19 protein-coding genes and 3 tRNA genes are annotated in these 21,195 nt (G+C 46.8%); 11 read left to right on the forward strand and 11 right to left on the reverse strand.

Features of this window, described 5'->3' with window-relative positions:
- Positions 1–42 precede the first annotated feature (42 nt).
- Together ACWIP2_RS10275 and ACWIP2_RS10280 are read left to right on the forward strand one after the other, a co-directional pair.
- On the forward strand, positions 43–651 hold the full coding sequence (locus ACWIP2_RS10275) for a hypothetical protein (protein ID WP_448519843.1): 609 nt from the start codon (positions 43–45) through the stop codon (positions 649–651).
- A gap of 61 nt (positions 652–712) precedes the next feature.
- On the forward strand, positions 713–1,816 hold the full coding sequence (locus ACWIP2_RS10280) for a 6-phosphofructokinase (RefSeq protein WP_448519844.1): 1,104 nt from the start codon (positions 713–715) through the stop codon (positions 1,814–1,816).
- Positions 1,817–1,818: 2 nt separating this feature from the next.
- Here ACWIP2_RS10280 and recG read toward each other — a convergent pair whose 3' ends face one another.
- From recG to ACWIP2_RS10300, 4 genes are all read right to left on the reverse strand, one after another.
- Positions 1,819–3,912: an ATP-dependent DNA helicase RecG gene (gene recG, locus ACWIP2_RS10285; RefSeq protein WP_448519845.1), complete on the reverse strand. Its 2,094-nt coding sequence runs from the start codon at positions 3,910–3,912 to the stop codon at positions 1,819–1,821.
- A 59-nt stretch (positions 3,913–3,971) separates the two neighbouring features.
- Positions 3,972–4,118: a hypothetical protein gene (locus tag ACWIP2_RS10290; protein WP_448519846.1), complete on the reverse strand. Its 147-nt coding sequence runs from the start codon at positions 4,116–4,118 to the stop codon at positions 3,972–3,974.
- Between the two features lie 3 nt (positions 4,119–4,121).
- The gene (locus ACWIP2_RS10295) at positions 4,122–5,174 is read right to left on the reverse strand and encodes a Fe(3+) ABC transporter substrate-binding protein (RefSeq protein WP_448519847.1); all 1,053 of its coding nucleotides are present in this window, start codon (positions 5,172–5,174) and stop codon (positions 4,122–4,124) included.
- A gap of 86 nt (positions 5,175–5,260) precedes the next feature.
- Complete coding sequence (locus ACWIP2_RS10300) at positions 5,261–6,208, reverse strand: N-acetylmuramoyl-L-alanine amidase family protein (protein ID WP_448519848.1); 948 nt, start codon at positions 6,206–6,208, stop codon at positions 5,261–5,263.
- A 177-nt stretch (positions 6,209–6,385) separates the two neighbouring features.
- Between ACWIP2_RS10300 and ACWIP2_RS10305 the strand changes: the two genes are divergently transcribed.
- Positions 6,386–7,522: a TRAP transporter substrate-binding protein gene (locus tag ACWIP2_RS10305; RefSeq protein ID WP_448519849.1), complete on the forward strand. Its 1,137-nt coding sequence runs from the start codon at positions 6,386–6,388 to the stop codon at positions 7,520–7,522.
- Between the two features lie 81 nt (positions 7,523–7,603).
- On the forward strand, positions 7,604–8,200 hold the full coding sequence (locus tag ACWIP2_RS10310) for a glutathione peroxidase (protein WP_448519850.1): 597 nt from the start codon (positions 7,604–7,606) through the stop codon (positions 8,198–8,200).
- 112 nt (positions 8,201–8,312) lie between these two features.
- Here the strand turns inward: ACWIP2_RS10310 and ACWIP2_RS10315 are convergent, their stop codons facing one another.
- The 4 genes from ACWIP2_RS10315 to ACWIP2_RS10330 all read right to left on the reverse strand — a co-directional run bounded on the left by ACWIP2_RS10315 (position 8,313) and on the right by ACWIP2_RS10330 (position 9,742).
- On the reverse strand, positions 8,313–8,783 hold the full coding sequence (locus ACWIP2_RS10315; RefSeq protein ID WP_448519851.1) for a regulatory protein RecX: 471 nt from the start codon (positions 8,781–8,783) through the stop codon (positions 8,313–8,315).
- A gap of 54 nt (positions 8,784–8,837) precedes the next feature.
- A tRNA-Val gene (locus ACWIP2_RS10320) sits at positions 8,838–8,912 on the reverse strand.
- A gap of 20 nt (positions 8,913–8,932) precedes the next feature.
- Positions 8,933–9,007 (reverse strand) — tRNA-Val (locus tag ACWIP2_RS10325).
- 75 nt (positions 9,008–9,082) lie between these two features.
- On the reverse strand, positions 9,083–9,742 hold the full coding sequence (locus ACWIP2_RS10330) for a response regulator transcription factor (RefSeq protein ID WP_448519852.1): 660 nt from the start codon (positions 9,740–9,742) through the stop codon (positions 9,083–9,085).
- A 331-nt stretch (positions 9,743–10,073) separates the two neighbouring features.
- Between ACWIP2_RS10330 and gcvT the strand changes: the two genes are divergently transcribed.
- The 3 genes from gcvT to ACWIP2_RS10345 all read left to right on the forward strand — a co-directional run bounded on the left by gcvT (position 10,074) and on the right by ACWIP2_RS10345 (position 13,057).
- Entirely contained in the window at positions 10,074–11,165 is a 1,092-nt protein-coding gene (gcvT, locus tag ACWIP2_RS10335; protein ID WP_448519853.1) for a glycine cleavage system aminomethyltransferase GcvT, read from the forward strand.
- 31 nt (positions 11,166–11,196) lie between these two features.
- Positions 11,197–12,300, forward strand: coding sequence for a Glu/Leu/Phe/Val dehydrogenase dimerization domain-containing protein (locus ACWIP2_RS10340; RefSeq protein WP_448519854.1), 1,104 nt, complete (start codon positions 11,197–11,199; stop codon positions 12,298–12,300).
- Between the two features lie 91 nt (positions 12,301–12,391).
- A complete protein-coding gene (locus tag ACWIP2_RS10345; RefSeq protein ID WP_448519855.1) occupies positions 12,392–13,057 on the forward strand; it encodes a hypothetical protein in 666 nt (221 codons plus the stop codon).
- On the opposite strand, the gene ACWIP2_RS10350 is transcribed toward ACWIP2_RS10345, so the two are convergent.
- Complete coding sequence (locus ACWIP2_RS10350; protein WP_448519856.1) at positions 13,052–13,708, reverse strand: phosphatase PAP2 family protein; 657 nt, start codon at positions 13,706–13,708, stop codon at positions 13,052–13,054. The genes ACWIP2_RS10345 and ACWIP2_RS10350 overlap by 6 nt on opposite strands.
- A 2-nt stretch (positions 13,709–13,710) precedes the next feature.
- Positions 13,711–14,562 (reverse strand): hydroxymethylglutaryl-CoA lyase, encoded by an 852-nt coding sequence (locus tag ACWIP2_RS10355; protein WP_448519857.1) that lies wholly within the window; start codon positions 14,560–14,562, stop codon positions 13,711–13,713.
- Between the two features lie 75 nt (positions 14,563–14,637).
- Here ACWIP2_RS10355 and hisF point away from each other — a divergent pair, with 75 nt between their 5' ends.
- Together hisF and ACWIP2_RS10365 are read left to right on the forward strand one after the other, a co-directional pair.
- Positions 14,638–15,414 (forward strand): imidazole glycerol phosphate synthase subunit HisF, encoded by a 777-nt coding sequence (gene hisF, locus ACWIP2_RS10360; RefSeq protein WP_448519858.1) that lies wholly within the window; start codon positions 14,638–14,640, stop codon positions 15,412–15,414.
- Positions 15,415–15,516: 102 nt separating this feature from the next.
- Entirely contained in the window at positions 15,517–16,863 is a 1,347-nt protein-coding gene (locus ACWIP2_RS10365; RefSeq protein WP_448519859.1) for a tetratricopeptide repeat protein, read from the forward strand.
- A gap of 246 nt (positions 16,864–17,109) precedes the next feature.
- Here the strand turns inward: ACWIP2_RS10365 and ACWIP2_RS10370 are convergent, their stop codons facing one another.
- Positions 17,110–19,572 (reverse strand): RelA/SpoT family protein, encoded by a 2,463-nt coding sequence (locus ACWIP2_RS10370; RefSeq protein ID WP_448519860.1) that lies wholly within the window; start codon positions 19,570–19,572, stop codon positions 17,110–17,112.
- A gap of 84 nt (positions 19,573–19,656) precedes the next feature.
- Between ACWIP2_RS10370 and ACWIP2_RS10375 the strand changes: the two genes are divergently transcribed.
- Positions 19,657–19,738 (forward strand) — tRNA-Leu (locus ACWIP2_RS10375).
- A 74-nt stretch (positions 19,739–19,812) separates the two neighbouring features.
- A complete protein-coding gene (locus ACWIP2_RS10380) occupies positions 19,813–21,165 on the forward strand; it encodes a trigger factor (RefSeq protein WP_448519861.1) in 1,353 nt (450 codons plus the stop codon).
- The last annotated feature ends 30 nt before the right edge of the window (positions 21,166–21,195 follow it).

A 21,195-nucleotide genomic window follows, 5' to 3' on the forward strand; every position in this document is an offset into this window, starting at 1 on the left:
GTACTGCGCGTACCCTAATTTTGTTTTGTTAAATAGTTGTGCATGAAAAGCAATAAGCTATCGGATAAACAGTTACTCTACCTGATCCTGCAAGGATTCATCGCCTACGTCGGCATTGTTTTATGGCATGAAGGCGTACTTCGCGGCGAATACGAAGCCAGCGTAGCAGCCTTGTACGACCAATCTATGCAAAAATTATCCAATGAATCGCCCGAAATGGTAGCGCGGTGGGCTGTCTTAGAGCGCAACTATCTTAAGCAACGCATACGCGACAAAGGCAACCCGATCAATAAAATTTCAGCAGAAAACCGAAATATTGCCAAATACGGCAATCCAATCGGCCCTTCGTATGAGTTTCTAACCGCAGAATTGATAAAAAAAGGCATTCCTGCCGACATGACCGATCAGCAGATCATCTCCAGCGCTGCCACTTCCAACCAAAGCATCAACGAGCGCATGAATCGAACAATGATTATCGGAATTTGTCTGTGCCTACTCTACTTGGTTATTACAGGTATCAAGGTTTTTATTTCACACGAGGATAAAGTAGCGGTAATCAAGAGGGAGCTGATCGGGCTGGCAGCCTCCGTTGCCTCAGGCACTCTGATCTCACAGGTAATTGCCAACGTTTATTACTTCTTCACTGCCTAAGACTCATCAGCACAACAGAAAATAGCTATATTGGCGCAGTTATTCAAACAAGCCATTTGCTATGTCCGGCAAAAAGAAAATACTCGTACTTACGGGCGGCGGCGACTGTCCCGGCCTGAACGCTGTCATTCGCGCCATTGTCAAACGCGCCTCGCAAACCAACGAGTGGGAGGTTTGGGGCAGCATAGAAGCCTATAACGGGATGCTGCGCGAGCCGCAGGAAATCGTCTTGTTAGACAATAAAGCGGTAGCAGGCATACACGTGCGCGGCGGCACTATTCTTAAAACGACCAACAAAGGCGGGCCTTTCAACTGGCCGGTAAAAAATCCCGACGGCTCGTGGACAAGTATTGACCGCTCGCAAGAACTCGTGCAACTACTTCGCAATCAGGGCTTTGCAGCTGTTATCAGCATCGGCGGCGATGGTTCGCAGCGCATCAGCAAAGCGCTGTACGATTTGGGCGTACCTGTTATCGGTGTACCTAAGACGATTGACAACGACCTTGGCGCTACTGACTATACTTTCGGCTTTCAGACAGCCGTACAAATTGCAACCGAAAGTTTCGACAAACTCGTAACCACCGCCGAAAGTCATCACCGCGTCATGATTATGGAAGTCATGGGGCGCGATGCCGGCTGGATTGCTTTGCATACTGCCATTGCAGGAGGCGCGGAAGTCTGCCTCATTCCGGAAATTCCCTACGATATAGAAAAAGTAGCAGCCCGCCTCAACAGTCGCTTTGACAACGGGCGCGGATTTGCCCACGTCGTCATTGCCGAGGGCGCAAAACCCAAAGAAGGCAACATCACTGCCAGAGCAGCCACCGAAGTAGGCTACGAAAACCTGCGACTGGGCGGGGTTGCCTACCAACTTTCCTGGCAGCTAAAAGCCGCCGGATGCACTGCAGACATCCGCGAAACAGTGCTTGGGCACATCCAGCGCGGGGGAACGCCTACAGCTTTCGACCGTGTACTGGCCACGCAATTTGGGGTCAAAGCCTTTGAAATGGTGCTGGCAGGTGAATTTGGACGCATGGTTAGCTACCGCAACCACACCATCACCAGCGTAAGTTTGGAGGAGGCAACGGCAAAGTACAACGGGGTGCAGCCCGATTCGTTTTTGGTACAAACAGCGCGCGGCGTAGGCATCAGCATGGGCGATTAGCCTCAACTGATCTGGCTCCAGCCTTTTTGCTGCTTGCGGCTGCGTTGGAGTTGCTGTTTAGCAGGCAGGTGCTCGGGAAGAGAAAGAAGCGGATCTTTGGCAAGGATTTCGGCAGCGGTTTCGCGGGCTGCCTGCAAAATCTTCTGGTCGCGGCTAATGTCGGCTAAGCGCAGGTCTAACACTCCGCTCTGCTGCGTTCCTTCCAGATCTCCGGGGCCGCGCAGGCGCAAATCAACATCGGCAATCTCAAACCCGTTATTGGTGCGCACCATCGTTTCTATGCGCAACTTGGCTTCCTTGCTGAGTTTGAAATCGGTCATCAGGATACAGTAGGACTGCTCTGCTCCCCGCCCAACGCGCCCGCGCAACTGGTGCAGCTGTGCCAAGCCAAATTTTTCGGCATTTTCAATCACCATTACGCTCGCGTTGGGTACGTTTACGCCTACTTCAATCACAGTAGTAGCTACCATGATTTTTGTTTCGCCGCGTACAAAGCGCTGCATCTCAAAATCCTTGTCTTGCGGCTTCATTTTGCCGTGTACAATGCTGACAGGCGTATCAGGAAAGGCGCGACAGATGCTCTCGTAGCCATCCATCAGGTTTTTATAGTCCACCTTTTCCGATTCTTCAATTAGCGGATAAACAACATAAACCTGCCTGCCCAGCGCAATCTGTTGTTTCATAAAGCCAAAAACTTTCAGGCGGTTGGCATCGTAGTAATGCACCGTCTGAATTGGCTTGCGTCCTGCGGGCAACTGGTCTATCACCGATACGTCCAAATCGCCGTAGAGCGTCATGGCAAGCGTGCGCGGAATCGGTGTAGCCGTCATTACGAGTACATGCGGCAATACCTTCGGATTTTTTTCCCAGAGTTTGGCGCGCTGGGCGACTCCGAAGCGGTGCTGCTCATCAATCACACAAAGCCCCAAGTTGTTGAACTGCACCACATCCTCGATCAGCGCGTGCGTACCAACAAGGATGTGCAAGCTGCCATTTTTCAAATCCTCCAGCAGCGGGCGGCGGTCGGCTGTTTTGGTTGAGCCTGTCAGTTTAGCAATCCGAATGCCGATTTTATCGGCAAAGATTTTCAGCCCGTTGTAGTGCTGGTCGGCGAGAATTTCCGTAGGTGCCATCAGGCAGGCCTGTGCGCCGTTGTCTATCGCAATCAGCATACAAATAAAGGCAACGATGGTTTTGCCGCTGCCTACATCGCCTTGCAGCAGGCGGTTCATCTGCCGCCCCGATTTCATATCAGCAAAAATTTCTTTGATTACGCGCTTTTGTGCATCGGTCAGGTCGAAGGGGAGATGCTCGTTGTAGAAAGTAGTCAGCAGCGCTACGTTGCGGAATACCTGCCCTGCATTTTGTCGCTTTCTTGCACCCATTTGCATCAGCAGCCGCAACTGAATGAAGAAAAATTCTTCAAACTTCATTCGAGCCAATGCCTTGCGCAATAATTCGGGCGTTTTGGGAAAATGTACGTTCAGCAGCGCCTGACGACGCGGCAGGAGCTTGTATTTCTCCAGTACCGCAGGCGGCAGATTTTCTTCAATCTGTTCGTAAACGGTCTCAAAGAGATTTTTTTGGAGCAGCGCAATGCCTTTGCTGTCTAAGAATCGCTTTCTGAGCTTATCGGTTGTCGGATAAACGGGAGTGAGCGCGGTGGCTTCGCTTTGTCCGGCTATGTAGGGTTCTATTTCGGGATGCGCTATGTTGAAACGCTTGCCAAAGAGATTGGGCTTGCCAAAAACTACGTACTCGATGCCGCGCTTGAGTTTGGGCATTATCCACTGGATACCCTGAAACCAGATCAGTTCCACAGTACCCGTAGCATCGGAAAGTTGGGCGGTAAGCCGTTTCTTGCCGCCCTCGCCTTGCAGTTGCACGTTGTCTATAACGCCGCGCAACTGCACGTAGGGATAGTCCTCTGTAATTTCAGCAATGTCGTAGAACTTCGTGCGGTCTTCGTGCCGAAAGGGATAATGCTCCAACAGCTCGCGATAGGTAAAAATTCCCAACTCGGTATTGAGCAGGGCAGCTTTTTGCGGGCCGGCGCCTTTGAGATATTCTATTTTAGTATCTAAAATGTCAGGCAAAGCAGTAGGAATTGCATCTACAGGACAAAAATAAGCAATCCTGTGCGATCGGCGCTATACTACTTGTCTAACCATGCCTGCGCCTGTGCAACTGTTTCAAAGTAGCTTACTGCCATTGCAGCAGCGCTGTCTGTTGCCTGAATGTCGTCTAAGGTTTGCTCTAAAGAAAGGTTAGAAATCAGTTCTGTAGGAACAACCAATGCCATGCATTATTTCCAGCCTGCAGCATCAAATACTTTTACTGCATTGGCATTTAATTGCCCCATAGTAACGATGCTCAGGGTATCTCCCTTGAAAGCGCCCCAGCCCGCAAGCGTTGCTGAAAGCGGTATGCCGGGCTTTACAGGATATTCCTGATTGGCTTCGGCAAATACTTTCTGTGCCTCGTCTGAAACAAGAAACTCGAGCAGTTTGATCGCATTGGCTTTATTAGGCGCGTACTTAGCAACCCCGCCGCCGCTTACGTTCATGTGCGTACCACGGTCGTTTTGGTTAGGGAAAAACACACCGATCTTTTGAGCAGCTAGTGTATCTGCCGCTTCTTTTGAGTTCAGCATTTGCCCCAGATAATAAGTATTTACAATCGCAACGTCGCCTTCGCCGTTAGCTACGGCATAGATCTGATCGCGGTCGTTGCCTTTCGGGGCGCGTGCCATGTTGGCTACGATGCCTTTAGCCCATTGGAGCGCAGCCTCTTCGCCGCTATGTGCAATGATTGATGCCAGCAGCGATTGGTTGTAGATATTGTCCGAAGGGCGTACCAATACCCGCTTTTTCCACTTGGCAGCGGTCAGGTCTTCGTAGGTGCTTAGGTCGGTAGGCTTTACTTTTTCCTTGTTGTAGATAATGACACGGGCGCGTTGCGTTAGCGCATACCAGTATCCTTCGCTGTCTCGTAGGTTAGCCGGTATGCTGGCGTTAAGCACCTCCGATGCTATGGGCTGCAAGAGATCTTTTTCTTTGGCACGCACCAAACGCCCCGCATCAACGGTCAGCAGCAAATCGGCAGGGCTGTTTGCCCCCTCCATCTCCATGAGTTTTTGCAACTCATCGGCGCTGGCAGTTTTTACGTTTACCTTAATCCCCGTCGCTTTTTCAAAGGCAGCAAAAAGTTCTTTATCAGCGTCGTAATGGCGATGTGTGTACACATTAACCACCTGTTCCTCAGCGGCTTCAGTCTGCTCCTTATTTTGGTTGCCCTGATCGCTGCAAGCAGCCAGCAACACAAGCGAAGCGGCTGCGATAAAATGCAATAGTTTCATAAATTTTTGGGACAGCTATATTATTTAGAAGTGTTCTAAACAGCCTGCAAATGTCTGCTATTACCAACACATATGCAAGCGGTTAGCTACTGTCTTCTGGCAGCTTCGGCTCTTTGGTCGGGATCAATAATCAGGTAGGCATCGGGAAAGCCTTTTTTGCGGACTTCGCGCATCAATTCGGTTGCTTTGGTGATATCGTCAAAAGAATCGCCGACTGTGTAGCGATAGCGAAAAGTTGTGCTATCAAACACATGCTCTTTGACGGGAAGGGCAAGGCGTTTGAAGTCGTAATGCGTCATGGGGATTTTCTTTTCCGATGCGGTGATTTGTACTCTGTAACGGATTTTGTTGCTGTCGCTTTTTTCTTCTGCTAACTTTTTCGCCATCGGACTGCCCGGCTTGAACCGTACCCCTGAACCAATAGCGACCAGATAGTTGCGCAACCCGCGATAGATTGCAGAAGCTATAATTTCTTTGCCGTGCTGCCCGTTCAGATAGCGCTCTTCTTCTTTGTTAGACAAAAAACCCACCTCTATCAGTACGCCGGGCATCGTTGTATATTGAAGTACATACAGGCTCTGGCGGCGGTCTTTGGTATTGACGATACCACGGCTGGGACGGCGCGCCCGCACGCGAAACTCTTCGTCAATACTTTTGGCAAGCGCAAGGCTGCGAACAAAAGCATGGTCGTGGATGTGTACCTCTGTGCCGCTTACCCAGTTGCGGGGGCTAGCGTTGCAGTGAATACTGATAAAAAAATCAGCCTCTGAGCTATTGGCGAGTTGCACGCGCTCTTCAAGCGTGACAAAATTATCTGCCTGTCGGGTATGGATTAGCTCTATGTTCTCTAAGTTTTCTTCGATGTATTTTGCTACCAGCTGCGTAATTTGCAGCGAAATATTTTTTTCATGGCTAAACTGCTTATCGCTCCGCAGCGTACCGGGGTCGTGTCCGCCGTGTCCGGGATCCAGTACTACGCGTATCGTTTTGCCAACCAGCGGGCGGTTATACTCCACTTTGGGCGGCGTTTTCATTGCCGCATCACTAACTCTTTTGACAGGATTTTTTGCAGGTATCGCAATAGCCTTTTTTTGAGCAGCACATGGCACAGATATTATTCCTGTAAATAATCCAAACGTCAGAATCAATGCGTAAAATGCTTTATTTAGAGGCAAATGCTTCATACTGAGTCAAATTTATAAATTTGTTACATGGATACCTTTAAAAGACGCAACTTTCTTAAAAAGAGCGCTGTTGCCGCATTAGCTGCCGGCAGTGGATTGACAGCCTGCCAACCAACAAACAACAGTAACAATGAGCAGGCAAAGACCCGATCGGATAAAATCTTTCGCTGGAAGATGGTTACTACCTGGCCGCCGCATTTCCCTGTCTTAGGAGAAAACGTAGATAAATTTGCGCAGTTGGTTGAAACAATGAGTGATGGTCGCATACGGATACAAGTTTACGGCGCAGGCGAACTGATCCCGGCCTATGAAGTATTCGAGGCTGTCAGCCTAGGCGCTGTCGAACTGGGGCACTCGGCACCCTACTATTGGGCTGGGCGTGTGCAAGCCTCACAGTTTTTTGCATCTATCCCTTTTGGCATGAACTCTCAGCAAATGATTGCATGGATTCTAGGCGGGGGCGGGCTGCAACTCTGGCGAGAAGTTTATGCACCGTTCAACATAGTTCCCTATCTGGGCGGCTGTACGGGTATGCAGATGGGCGGCTGGTTCAACCGCGAGATCAAAACTCTCAGCGACTTTAAAGGACTTATCATGCGCATTCCCGGGCTGGGCGGCAAAGTAGTCAAAAGTATTGGCGGATCGCCGATTACGGTTGCCGGTGCAGAAATTTATACCAACTTAGAGCGCGGCGTGATTGATGCCTGTGAGTGGATCGGGCCCTTCCACGACTACCTGCTCGGACTGCACCGCGTTGCCAAATACTACTACTATCCGGGCTGGCAGGAACCCGGCACGCCGCTGGAGGTATTGGTTAATCAGCAGGCACTTGCAGAACTGCCCGCCGACCTAAAGGCGATCCTCGAAACAGCCATTATGCACCTGCATACGACTATTTTTGCAGAAGCAGAAGCTAAAAATGCCGAATATTTAGACAAACTGATCATAGAAGAAAAGAAAGAGTTGCGCCGTTTTCCGCCTGATGTACTGGCTGCAATGAACGAACAACTCATAGCAGTCGTCCGCGAAATGATCGCTACTGATCCGGTCAGCAAAAAAGTTTATGAAGCGTACGAAAACTTCCGCCAACGTGCTGTCCGCTATTCAGAAGCAACAGAACAGTCATTCTATCGCGATTTGCAGGCTGCTAAAGGTGCTCTGTGAGAAATCCGCAAGAGGAATGAACAAATCTGCACCTGAATCTGTTGTAGCAATAGTGAACTTTAAAATAATTTTTGCAGCACTATGACTTATATTGTACTATCAATTTTGTTGTTTCTGGGTGCCTGCATGGGTGCGAACACTACTAAATCAAAACCCGACACAGACCTAATCACAATTAATACAAGTATGCAGGACAGACCCTCATTCTACGACTTCAAAATGAAGGACATCAATGGCGAAGTAGTGGACTTTAGTACTTTCAAAGGTAAAAAAGTACTGATAGTGAATGTAGCATCTAAGTGTGGATACACCCCACAATATGCAGAACTGGAGGAATTGCACAAAAAATATGGCGACAAAGTTGTCGTTCTTGGTTTCCCTGCTAACAACTTCGGCGGGCAAGAACCAGGCACTAATGCAGAAATTGCAGAATTTTGCCGCAGTACCTACGGTGTTTCTTTCCGCATGTTCGAAAAAATCTCTGTAAAAGGCGACAACATGCACCCGCTCTACAAATGGCTTTCTACCAAAGAATTGAACGGCTGGAATAGCGATGCACCTAAGTGGAACTTTACTAAATACCTGATCAACGAAAAAGGCGAATTAGTGAAATTGTTCGGCTCCGGCGTAAAACCGCTGAGCAGCGATATAGTTTCAGCAATTGAAGTAAGCGAGTAATCAACCATTGCAAACGAATAAAAAAGAGGCTGTCCAGAAAGGCTACATGTAGCACAGACTTCAGTCTGTAGCCGTCTGGTTGCTTCTCGGACGGCCTCTTTTTGTGTTCCTATTAATCGCGAATAGTCTTTCCAACCTCGCACAGGGCTTCAGTAACCAGATCCGATTCAAAACCTTTGCCTGTCAGATAATGGAAAAGCGCATGCTGCCAGACTGTCTTACCGGGCTTTTGCATCAGCTTTACGAGTTTTTTTTCTGCTAATGCCAGCAATACCTGCCAGTACTCGTCAGGATCTATGCTATTGATGGCTGCGCGGATGGCAGGCTCGGGCAGCCGTTTTTGCTTAAGCATCAGGCGGATCTTGCCCCTTCCCCACTGCTTTTGGCGAAACTTACTGCGCGCATAGGCCGCCGCAAAACGCTCGTCGTTCAGGTAGTTTTCCTCCTGTAAGTAATTGATTAGGCGCTCCTGTAGCTGTTCGGATAATTGTAATTCCGCCATTTTATTGCGCACTTCGCTGCTGCACCGCTCGCGGTAGGCACAAAATGACGCAAGTTTTAGAAGGGCTTTCTCAAATTCCATTGCCGGCAACAAAAAACCCTTAAGCAACAGCCTAAGGGTTGACAGCTATCAACGTGGAAGCTATAGGATTCGAACCTATGACCCTCTGCTTGTAAGGCAGATGCTCTGAACCAGCTGAGCTAAGCTTCCGATAACTTGATGATCTTTCGTGGAAGCTATAGGATTCGAACCTATGACCCTCTGCTTGTAAGGCAGATGCTCTGAACCAGCTGAGCTAAGCTTCCAATTGTTATTGCTTGCGCAATAGGACTGCAAAAATAGGGTGCTTTATTAATTATGCAAATCCTTCAGAAAAAAATTTATTCGAATTGTTGCCTGTTGCTAAGCACAAATTTTAAAAGTCCATTTTTACCTTTGATGTTCAGCTTCTTGCAAATATTAGTGCGGTGGTTTTCTACTGTTTTGACACTAATAAAAAGTTCATCGGCAATTTCCTGACTGGTTTTCATAGCTGCAATCAAGCCAATAATGCGCAGTTCCGTCGGGGTCAGTTGGTCAGCTAGGCGCTGACGGCTGCGTCGACTTTTGTCGTCCTGCTTAATTCGATTGAGCAAATAATCCGAAAAAACGCTACTGAAATAGTTTTTTCCCTGTGCGACCTGCCGAATACCCTCAGAAAGATCATCAAATACATTTTCCTTTGAAATAAACCCCTCAACCCCTGCGTCTATGGCTTGATTGAAAGCCTCTTCGTTGTGGTGAGCCGTAAAGATTACAATTTTAAGTTCCGGCAACTCCGATTTGAGCAGATGCGCCAGCGAAAGCCCGTCCATTTCGGGCATATCAATATCCACGATAATCAGGTCGGGGCGTGTACTTTTTGCCAGATGGATAGCCTCTGTTCCATTGGCTGCAATACCGACTACCTGCATACGAGGTTCGTTTTTGATCAGGTAGCTCAGCCCAAGCCGCATAACGGGATGGTCATCTGCAATCAGAATCTTAATATCTTCAGGCATATAGGTTGGGTGGTGTCTCTTTGTACACTAAAGTAGTACAACTCTTATTAATCCCCAAATTTATTTAGGGGTTCACCCCTATTTAAAATGAATGTAAACATGGATTTCAAATGCTTGGGACTTGCTTTACTTTTGTAGCAGATAAGTAGAGGAAAGTAATTCGAGTTCCGCTCGCTTTGATAAACTAACTATACTTCAATAAGCTAAACTACTTTCAAACAAACTATCTGATTACGGATAAACTAACGGGTTTAATTCGGTCGCGTTTATTAGCTTTACGGCTCTTAAGCGCGATTTTTTTATCTACACAATATCCGAAATATAATTGAAGATGTCACTGAAACGAACCGCCCTTTTTGATACCCACCAGAAATTAGGTGCCAAAATAGTACCCTTTGCCGGCTATGAAATGCCGCTGCGCTACACCTCAGATATTGAAGAACATCAGATCGTCCGCAAAGGAGTAGGCGTGTTCGATGTATCGCACATGGGCGAGTTCGTGCTTACAGGGCCGCATGCCTTAGACTTGATCCAATACGTTACTACCAACGATGCGGCAGCCTTATTCGATGGCAAGGTGCAGTACAGTTGCCTACCCAACGGCAAAGGCGGGATCGTGGACGATCTGCTGGTTTACCGCATCAGCGCGGAAAGCTACATGCTCGTTGTAAACGCTTCCAATATAGAAAAAGACTGGCAATGGATCAGCAGCCACAACAAATGGGGCGTGCAAATGGAAAATATTTCCGACAATATCTCGCTGTTTGCCGTACAAGGGCCTCAGGCAGCAGCAGCGCTACAAAGCCTGACCTCTGTAGATCTGCATCAAATGGAGTACTACACCTTTAAACGCGCCCGATTTGCAGGAGTAGATAATATTATCATCTCGGCAACAGGCTACACCGGCGCAGGCGGATTTGAGATATACGTACCCAACGATCAGGCACAACACGTCTGGCAACATATTTTTGAAGCAGGCAAACCATACGGTATTCAACCGATCGGTTTAGCAGCACGCGATACGCTTCGCCTAGAAATGGGTTTTTGCCTCTACGGAAACGATATTGACGAGACTACCTCGCCTATAGAAGCAGGACTGGGCTGGATTACCAAATTCAACAAAGACTTTATAGACAGAGCTTTTCTTGAGCGACAAAAAGCCGAAGGCACCGGCAGAAAGTTAGTTGCCTTCCAGATGCAGGAACGCGGCATTCCGCGCCCGCACTACACTATCCACAACGAGCAAGGCGAAGCTATTGGCAAAGTTACTTCCGGCACACAATCCCCAAGCCTTAGCGTAGGAATCGGTCTAGGCTATGTACAAACCGCTTACAGCAAAGTCGGTACACGGTTGTTTGTAGCTATTCGCGATAAAAAGATCCCCGCTCAAGTTGTCAAATTGCCTTTCTACAAAAAGGGATAATTTTGCGGCAAATATTTTTGTATCACAACACATGACCACAGAAACACAGCCACTCGTTGCTACGGAAAGCAACGTTTTTGCGCAGGTAGATGCTTTAGGACACGAGCAGGTCGTTTTTTGCCATGACTCGTACACAGGACTCAAAGCAATCATAGCGATCCACAATACCGTACTTGGCCCTGCGATGGGCGGTACGCGCATGTGGGCCTATAGTTCGGAAAGTGTAGCATTAGAAGATGTCCTGCGCCTTTCGCGCGGCATGACTTTCAAAAATGCCATTGCAGGTTTGCATCTGGGTGGTGGTAAGGCAGTTATCATAGGCGATTCGCGAAAAATCAAGACCGAAGCTCTGTTGCGCATGTACGGCAAATTTATCAAAAACCTGAATGGAAAATATATCACCGCAGAAGACATGGGCATTACCGAGCGCGACATGGAAGACATTGCGCAGGAGACCTCTTTCGTAGGAGGATTGCCTGAATATCGCGGTGGAAGCGGATCGCCTTCAGGTATGACCGCACTGGGTACTTATGTAGGCATGAAAGCTGCAGCCAAAAAAGCATTTGGCACTGACAGTCTCGAAGGAAAAACAATTGCTGTACAAGGCGTTGGCTCGGTTGGTGAAATTCTGGTAGAATATCTGGCAAAAGAAAATGCCAAAATTTTTATTACCGATGTCTTCGAAGAACGCATCAAGAAAGTCGCTGCCCGTTTCAATGTAACGGTTGTAAATGCGGACCAGATCTACGATGTACCCGCAGACATTTACTCCCCATCGGCAATGGGCGCTACGATCAATGATAATACTTTGAGCCGACTCAAAGCGCAAGTAATTGCAGGCTGCGCTAACAATCAGCTGGCTGATGAAGATATTCATGGAACAATTTGTATGAACAGGGGTATCATCTACGTTCCCGACTTTGTTATCAACAGTGGCGGAGTTATCAACATTGCCACAGAAATTGCAGGCAGCTACAACCGCGCTTGGGCAATTGCCAAAACAGAAGAAATCTACGACCGCGTTACACAGGTACTCAACGCTGCGGAAAGTCAGCGGCGCAATGCACAGGTAGTCGCTACTGAGATCGCATGGCAGCGTATCCAGGATATTGCACGCATCAAGGCAACCTATTAGAGAAATCTTTCGTAAATTATTGATAAAATGGCTTTCTTTACGGAAAGCTATTTTTATTTACAATTTACTGCCACTAAAATCATCACAGACTATGAACTATCGGCTCATTACGCTCGCGCTGATGTGCACCTTCGCGGCTGCATGTACCCACACTGCCAACGATAACCAAGAAAATCAGATAGTTAGCGTACCTACAGAGGAAGCAGATCCTTGGGAGGCTGCTACTGCAACCGAAGAAGACGAGTTTCCCGACCTCCCACTCAAAGAGTTGCTCAGCGCACTGAAAGACAGTGTAGACCGCACATGGTACCTTTCCGTAAAGTCTGATGAGAAAAAACTGAGTAAAATTTTGCAACTGACTACCCGTATAGAGAAATACCCACAGCATAGTAAAAGTGCCGTAGACTCGGTGCGTATGCTGCACAAATGGCTAACCACCAATACATTGACATGGGAAACGCTGGCAGATACCGAAAAGACACTTGCCTACGACAACAACTTTGAACAGATGATGCAACTGATCCGCACGCTGCGCGAAACCCCGGGCAGCGAGAGTTGCACCGCCTGTATCGAGCTTTATGATGAGATTTCGGCTTCCTACGACGACGATCTGATCTTGCGCCGTCGCTACGATCGCTTTGCTATGCTACTCAACAAGATAATTGATAAAAAGCAAGACAGCATTCGCCTGCTCCCTCCGCCACTTAATCAGGTAAGCCGCAAACCTCTGTTTATGCCGCAGACCACTTCCTTATAGTTTACGCTGCCAGAAGGAGCGGTTGAACCAGCGTTTCGGCTGCTCCATCTGAACACCCACATATATAGCTGTCAGTGTGCCTATACAAGCGCCCGCATAAGTATCTATACCAAAATGCTGTACCAGATATACCCGTGAAAAGGCAGCCAGAAAAGCCAGCAGGAAACACAGCAAAGAAAGCCACACGCTCCGCCCCTGCAAAATGATGCTGAGTGTGAGAAAAAGCGCAAAGGCAGTTGTAGCATGTCCGGAAGGAAAACTGTTGGTCGTATGAATAGTTATGCCTTCTACATAATGCAGCGGAACCCACTCACCAAAGTAAGCTGCCGGGCGCGGCATATCAGCGAAAAAAGTTCGCTTCAGCAACTGCGTAAAAAGCCCTGAAATTCCCCATGCAAGCAGCACCTGTATAGCGTGCCTGAAGCGCACCCACAGCATGAACGCGGCTACAAATACAGCAAACAGCCCATCGCCCAGATGTGTAATATACGCAAAGAACAAATCTGCCGCAGGGTTATGTATCCGGTTAACATAAATCACTTCATCGCCTTTGGGCAGTTTTATGAGGATAATGCCCACAACAAGCAACGTCAAAGTAAAAGGTATCAAAAAGCCATTGTTGCGGCGCAGGAGTTCATTCAAAGATCCCATCACTATGCCCCAAAAATAGTTGTACTGAGTTGCATTGCATATCCAAAGGCTTCTTTATTAATACCTGTCGGAATATTTTCGTTTTCAAAGTAGCCAATCATTACCTCAGTAGCAATGTTTCCCGTCAGTTCGTCCTTTGCCATTGGGCAGCCGCCAAAGCCGCGCACCGCTCCGTCGAAGCGCCTGCAACCTGCCTGCCAAGCAGCTGCTATCTTGCGAACAGCCGTGCGTGGATGCGAATGGAAATGCGCTCCAAATTCAATCTGCGGGAATGCAGAAATCAGGGTACTGAAGGCAGTTTTAATACTTTCAGGATTAGCAACCCCTATTGTATCTGCTAATGCAATGATTTTAATACCTAATGCACTCATTTGCAGCGCCATCTCGCCCAGAACATTTTCATCATAAGGGTCGCCGTAGTGGTTGCCGAAGCCCATCGAAAAGTAAATTACTAATTGCTTGTTGTGCTGTGTGCAGAGTTGCTGGATATCTTTTACTACCTCAACTGCCTGTGCGATGCTTTTATTCGTATTGCGCATTTGAAAAGTTTCTGAGACAGACAAGGGAAAACCTAAATAATGGATTTCGGGATGCTTTACCGCTGTTTTAGCCCCGCTGACACTTGCCACAATCGCCAGCAGTTGAGTAGTGGTTGCGGACAGATCAAGCCCTGCCAGCACCTCAGCTGTATCGCGCATCTGCGGGATCACCTTAGGGGATACAAAACTGCCGAAATCCAATGTATCAAATCCGGCTTTCAAGAGTGCGTTCAGGTAGTTGATCTTCAGCTCCGTAGGTACAAAGTTGTGCAGCCCTTGCATCGCATCGCGTGGACATTCAACTAATTTAATCATGAAAATGCAGTGTCGGTGTTGTTTATTAAGCGCGAATTTATTGCTTTGTGTGCAAAAGACAGTAAATTTTCAAGTATGCTTACCAAACGCATCATCCCTTGTTTAGACATTAAAGACGGTAAAACTGTCAAAGGCATTAATTTTATCAACCTTGTAGATGCCGGAGATCCGGTGGAGCAGGCTTACTACTACGCCCAAGCAGGTGCAGACGAATTAGTTTTTCTGGACATCACCGCTACTATCGAAGGACGTAAGACGTTGATAGCATTAGTAAGAAAAATTGCACGAGAGATCAATATTCCATTTACTGTAGGGGGTGGTATCAACTCGGTTGCAGACGTAGATGCATTACTCAAAGCCGGTGCAGATAAAATTTCGATTAACTCTTCTGCTGTGCGCCAACCCGAACTCATTAGTCAGATTGCCCTCGAATTTGGCAGCCAGTGCGTCGTTGTTGCAATAGACTCGCGCAATATTGAGGGGCAGTCCATCGTTCATACACATGGGGGGCAAACTCCAACTGCGCTCAAGACACTCGAGTGGGCCAAAGAGGCACAAGAACGAGGTGCGGGCGAAATTTTGCTGACTTCTATGGATCACGACGGAACTAAAAGCGGATTCGCAAAACAACTTACAGGCCAAATGAGCCATTTGCTTTCCATTCCGGTTATAGCCTCGGGTGGTGCAGGAACAATGGAGCATTTTGCAGAAATCTTTGAACAAGACGATGCTGCCGCAGCACTTGCAGCCAGTATTTTTCACTTCAGAGAAGTGGACATCACAGAGTTGAAATATTTCCTCTTGCAGCGAGGCTTTCCGATCCGGACTGTATCCAAAAATTTACTTGTTTAAAAGAACCTAAATGTATAACTTTGGCATAATAATATCGGTGTATATAGGTGAAACACATCATCCATTGCCCATGGCTAAATCTTACTCAGTGATCTTATGAAAATGCAATTCTGGTTTTGCCTTACATGGCTGTTAGTAACATCTTTCTTTGTCCGAGCGCAACAAGACGGCGCACTTGACTTTTTTTTGCGTGCTGAGGAAAAGATTAGGAATAACAAGCCCAGAGAAGCGATTGATGAATACAACAAGGCAATACAATCTGACCCTACAAATCCTGAATACGTATTTCGCAAAGGCAGAACTTACATCTTGCTGAAAGATATAGACAATGCAATTGATTGTTTTGAAAAAACTATTCAGTTACGCAAAGACTACTTAGCAGCCTACACGAGACTTGCGAAACTTTATGCGGTAAAAAACAAGACTAACGAAGCCATAGAGGCTTTCAACAACGCTTTTAAGTACGACAGCAACCCCAAAGAAAAAATTGAGTACAAAATCAACATCATAAAAGTACTCATGCGGGCAGACCGATTTATAGAGTCTGCAAGCCATATTGCAGACGGATTAGCCATAGATCCGGGTAATTTGCAGTTGTTGTTTTTTAACGCCCACCTGAATAACAAGCTAGGCAAACACGATCTGGCAGTAAAGGATATGCTCAAAGCAACTTCAATCATCACCAGCCAAGACCCGCGCGATTTTGCCCGCTTTTATTACGAACTTGGCTTAGGCTACTACAAACTTGGAAAATATGCCGAAGCGCAGCAAGCATTCGCCAAAGCTAACTTTGGCCCCTATAAAGCCAAGATATTCGAAATGTCTCATATCTACTTCCAACACCTGTCAACCGCCTATTTTCGCGTGTATGAGTTGGAAGAGAGTAAAAAAATGGCAGAACAGGCTATCAGGATCAAGCCGGATTTCTCGCCTGCTCACGAGATGCTGGTGAATATTTCCAAAATGACCGTAGATCAGAGTGCTGTAATTAAGCAACAAAAACTTGCCGCCGAAGCCAAAAAAGAGCCGGGTGAGAAAGCAATGATATTAGCCAAAGTAGCACAAATAGAAATTGGTGCAGGATTGAACAACGACGCACTTGCCTCTGCGGAAGCCTGCCTTGCTACCCAGCCTTTCAACTATAACGTCGCCTTTATTAAGGCTGTTGCTTTGTCAAGGCTGAACAAGTTCAACGAAGCAATAACTACCATCAATGAAATATTGAAAAACCAAAGCATTGACCCTGAAACCAAAGCGCAGACTTTTTTCTTCCAAGGTTTGGTTTTCAATAAAATGAAAAATACAAAAGCTGCTAACGAAGCCTTCAAAAAGGCAGAGCAAAGTGTATTTAAATATGCTGCTATCCACGAACTACGTAAAAATAACGATGAAAGCGTAGCAGACAAAGAGGTTGAAGATAGCAATATCTCTACCCGAGATGATGATTAACAACTGACCTATTTAAAGTAGGCTTCTCTGAAAATGAACAACGAGGCTATCCAGAAAGGCTACACGTAGCACAGACTTCAGGCTGTAGTTGCTTCATTACCAGTTATTTAGGAAATCATAGACTAAAGTCTGTGTTACTTTTTAAACAGCCTCAATGCAGACAGTCGGGCATAAAACGATGGTCAATTAACAGATTGTTTTCAGCGTCTTGCTTATAGGTGGAGTACTATGTCTTTTTTACACCGACTATAAAACGCTCCGCTTGACTCCCTTAATGCCTTCTAACTTTTCGAGGTCTTTGATAAGGCCATCTAAATGCTCGATGTCTTTTACCCGGACAACGATCTGGCCTTCAAACATGCCCTCAGTTTCGCCCATAGTAATTGACCGCATACTGACTTTGTGCGTATGTACGGCCTGTGTAACCTCATTGACAATACCATCGCGATCGAAGCCATACATACTAAGCACTACCTCATACTGCATCGGCGCGGGTGGTGGAACAGGAATCACTTCTTCCGGCTCTACTTCTATTACTTCTTCTGCCGATTGGGCAGGCTGTGTACGATCGCCTTCGGCAATCTTGGCAAAAACTTCGGTGCGTTTGTCAGTACTTTTCTCCTCGTCCACCCACTCCAGCGGAATAACTTTACTGTTATCTTTTGCCATCTGGTTCACAGCATTCACACAGTCAATCCTATGCACCATCAAACGGCGGCTGACAGTCATATAACCGATCACCTCGTCGCCCCGAACAGGTGAACAGCATTTAGCAAGCGTATAAAGAATATCGCCCGACTGCCCTCCGATCATTAACTTACCACTATTGGTGGCTTTGAGGCTTTTAATAGACTTCTCAGGCGCTGTGAGTGCCACTTTTTCCTGCTTTTTCATGTCTTGCAACAGCGTCCGGATTGCCTCTTTTAGTTGCGTATGATCCAGCTCGCCTTTGCCAAGTTTCTCTTCAAAGTCTATGATGGAATTTTGTCCGAATTTTTTGGCAAGTTTCAGGCGGAATTCTTCTGTCTGCGGCACTTGAATATTCATCTGCTCAATTTTGCGCTTGATAATCTCGCGTCCTTTTTCAACAGACGAATTGCGTTTACTATTGAGAAACTGGTTGATTTTGGAATGCGTTCTTTTGTTATTGGCGATCTTCAACCAGTCGGAAGTAGCTTTGGGCAGGCTGCTTTTGATAATTTCTACTTTTTCCCCATTTTTCAGCACGTAGCTGATGGGTACTAGCTTGCCGTTCACTTTTGCGCCAAGACAGTGTAAACCCAGATCGGTGTGGATCATAAAGGCAAAATCGAGCACAGTCGAGCCGTTGCGCAATATCTTCATTTGCCCTTTGGGGGTGAAGACATATACTTCCTCTTCGTGCAGATCTTTGTGTACCTCGCCCATCATCTCCAGTGCATCCAGATCGCGGTTTTCCAGTGTTTCGCGGATGCGGTTCAGCCAACTTTCGAGCGAATTGGTAGAGTGCCGAGCATTCTTCGGCAATTTTTCCTTGTACTTCCAGTGTGCGGCAAGTCCTTTTTCGGCTATCTCGTCCATGCGCTTGGTGCGGATTTGTACCTCTACCCACTGCCCTGTATCGCTCATCACAGTAATATGCAGGGACTCGTAGCCGTTGCTGCGCGGATTCCCGATCCAGTCGCGCATGCGCTCCGGATTAGACTGATAAAAATCGGTTACGATACAGTAAGCAACCCAGCAATCGTCCTTTTCTCGCTCATAAGGCGAGTCGAGAATAATTCGAATGGCAAACAGATCGTACACCTCCTCAAAGGGTATTTTCTGCTTCTCCATTTTGTTGTAGATAGATGCAACCGATTTTACCCTACTTTTAATGGTAAACTGAAAGCCGCGTTCGCGCAATTTCTCATCAATTGGCTTGATAAAATTCTTGACAAATCTATCACGGGCAGGCTGTGTTTTCTTGATCTTTCGCAGAATATCGTTATAGATCTCAGGCGACTTATATTTCAGACAAAGATCTTCCAGTTCGCTTTTGATTTCGTATAAGCCCAGCCTATGCGCAAGCGGGGCGTAGATCAGTTGCGTCTCTGAGATGGTGCGTAGCTGCTTGTCGCGCCTCATGCCGTCTAGTGTGCGCATATTGTGCAGCCGATCTGCAATTTTGATCAGCACCACGCGGATGTCTTGCGAAAGATTGAAGAGTACTTTGCGGAAGTTTTCGATCTGCTCGGTAGTACTGTCGTCCAGCAGCGTACCCTTAATCTTCGTCAGCCCATCAATAATGTGCGCTTCTTTATCGCCAAACTTACGGCGAATATCTTCTATAGTAATGTTAGTATCCTCTACCACATCGTGCAGAAATGCACAGATAACCGAAGTTGCGCCAAGCCCAATTTCCTCAACAACAATTCTGGCAACTTCCAGCGGATGATAGATGTAAGGCTCTCCTGATTTGCGCCGCTCATTGCGGTGGGCTTCCTCAGCCATCTCGAAGGCAGCTTTAATGCGTTTGACATCTTCCTTTGGATTCTTGAGTACAGGGCTAACCTTACGCAATATGTGCCGATAACGGCGTAGGATTTCCTTGCGTTCTTGTTCCAGTTTTTCATCAACAGGAATCACCCCTGTTATATCTTTAATTGGTACATTGCTGTCCTTTACAGCTGTTTCTGAGGAATTAGCAGCTGTAGTTTCTTCCGTAAGTAGATGCGGGTCGTCTTTCATACCTTAAAGCTGCTTAATTGGAAATAAAAATCATAGAGAAACTTGAGTTTTCACAGAAGTGGATTACTTTTGCCGAACTTTTAGGCGGATGTGGCGAAATTGGTAGACGCACCAGACTTAGGATCTGGCGCTTCACGGCGTGGGGGTTCGAATCCCTCCATCCGCACTAAATATTTGAAAACGTTGGTTTTACCAACAGCTATCACCACCTCTGTATTATAGCTTAATTCATTTAGAGCCTTGGAAATCACATTAGAAAAAAACGACTCCCTTACGGCCTCCATTAAAATTACAATCAACGAGGCAGATTACCAAGACAGGATCGAAAAAAAAATAAAGGAATATGCAAGAACAGCCCAGATTAAGGGGTTCCGCCCCGGCAAAGTTCCTGTTGGTATCATTCGCAAAATGTATGGAAAGTCTATCAAGGTATCAGAAGTATCTGCTGCTTCTACCGATGCTTTGGAAAAATACCTCCTTGAGAACAACATCCAGATCATGGGCGGGCCGATGATGAGCGATGCCACACAAAATGGAAACTATGACTGGGATACGCAAACCGAGTTTGAGTTTTCTTACGAAATCGGGCTAAAGCCTGAAATAGTACCTACACTCAGCAAGTCTATTGTAATTGAAAAGCCTACTGCTGAAATCAGCGAAGAATCTTTAGATGCTCTCATCCTCTTGCTGCGCGACATGCACGCTTCTTACGAAGAGCAACCAACAATCACCGACCAGCCGGGTGTTACTATTTACGGATATATCATTACCGCAAACGGTCAACCGATTCAGGTGCCGAGCTATGACAACGCTGAAGAGTTGCGCGATATGTTCACTCCCGATTCGAGAGGTTATGGCATATTTACAATAGACCAATTAGGCGAGCATAAATCATTTTTCCTTGATAAAAAGAAAGGCGATTCGGTCACTTTTGATCTGCGCACCCTTTTCCCTACAGATGCACAAGTCAGCGAGTTGCTTGGCATAAGCGAAAAGTTTGTCAAAAATATCAGTGGTGAGTTCATAATGACCATCACTAATATTGCTATAAAGCAACTGCCTGAAATGAACCAAGCGTTTTTCAATGCCATTTTTGGACCGGGTAAGGTACAAGACGAAGCGGCACTGCGCCAGCGAATGCGCCAAATCAAAGAACGCGAAGCGCTCATCATGCAAAAAGATCAGATGTTGAATCAGTTCCAAATGCAACTGTTGCAGACACACAACTTCGATCTGCCCGATGCATTTATGAAGCGTTGGCTGTCTGCCAACAATCCTAGGTTGACTCAAGAGCAAATAGAGCGATCTTACGAAAGCTACCGCGATACTATGCGTCTTGAAATACTCATTTCAGAACTGGCGAAGGCAAAAAATATTAAAGTTGATATGCAGGACGTAGTGCAGTACCTGAGCGATATCAATTTTATGCAGATTGTACGCATGGGCTATTTCAACATGATTGGCATAGAGCAAACCTTGGCGATGCGCATGTTGCAAGATCAGGAAAACAGCCAAAAGGTGGACGATTACGTGCGCCTGAGCCTATTACACAAGGTATTCGATGCATGTATAGACGAGATTACTGTAAAGTAAAACTTCTCTGAAATAAATCGAAAGGCAGTT

Source organism: Rhodoflexus sp., from assembly GCF_053489755.1.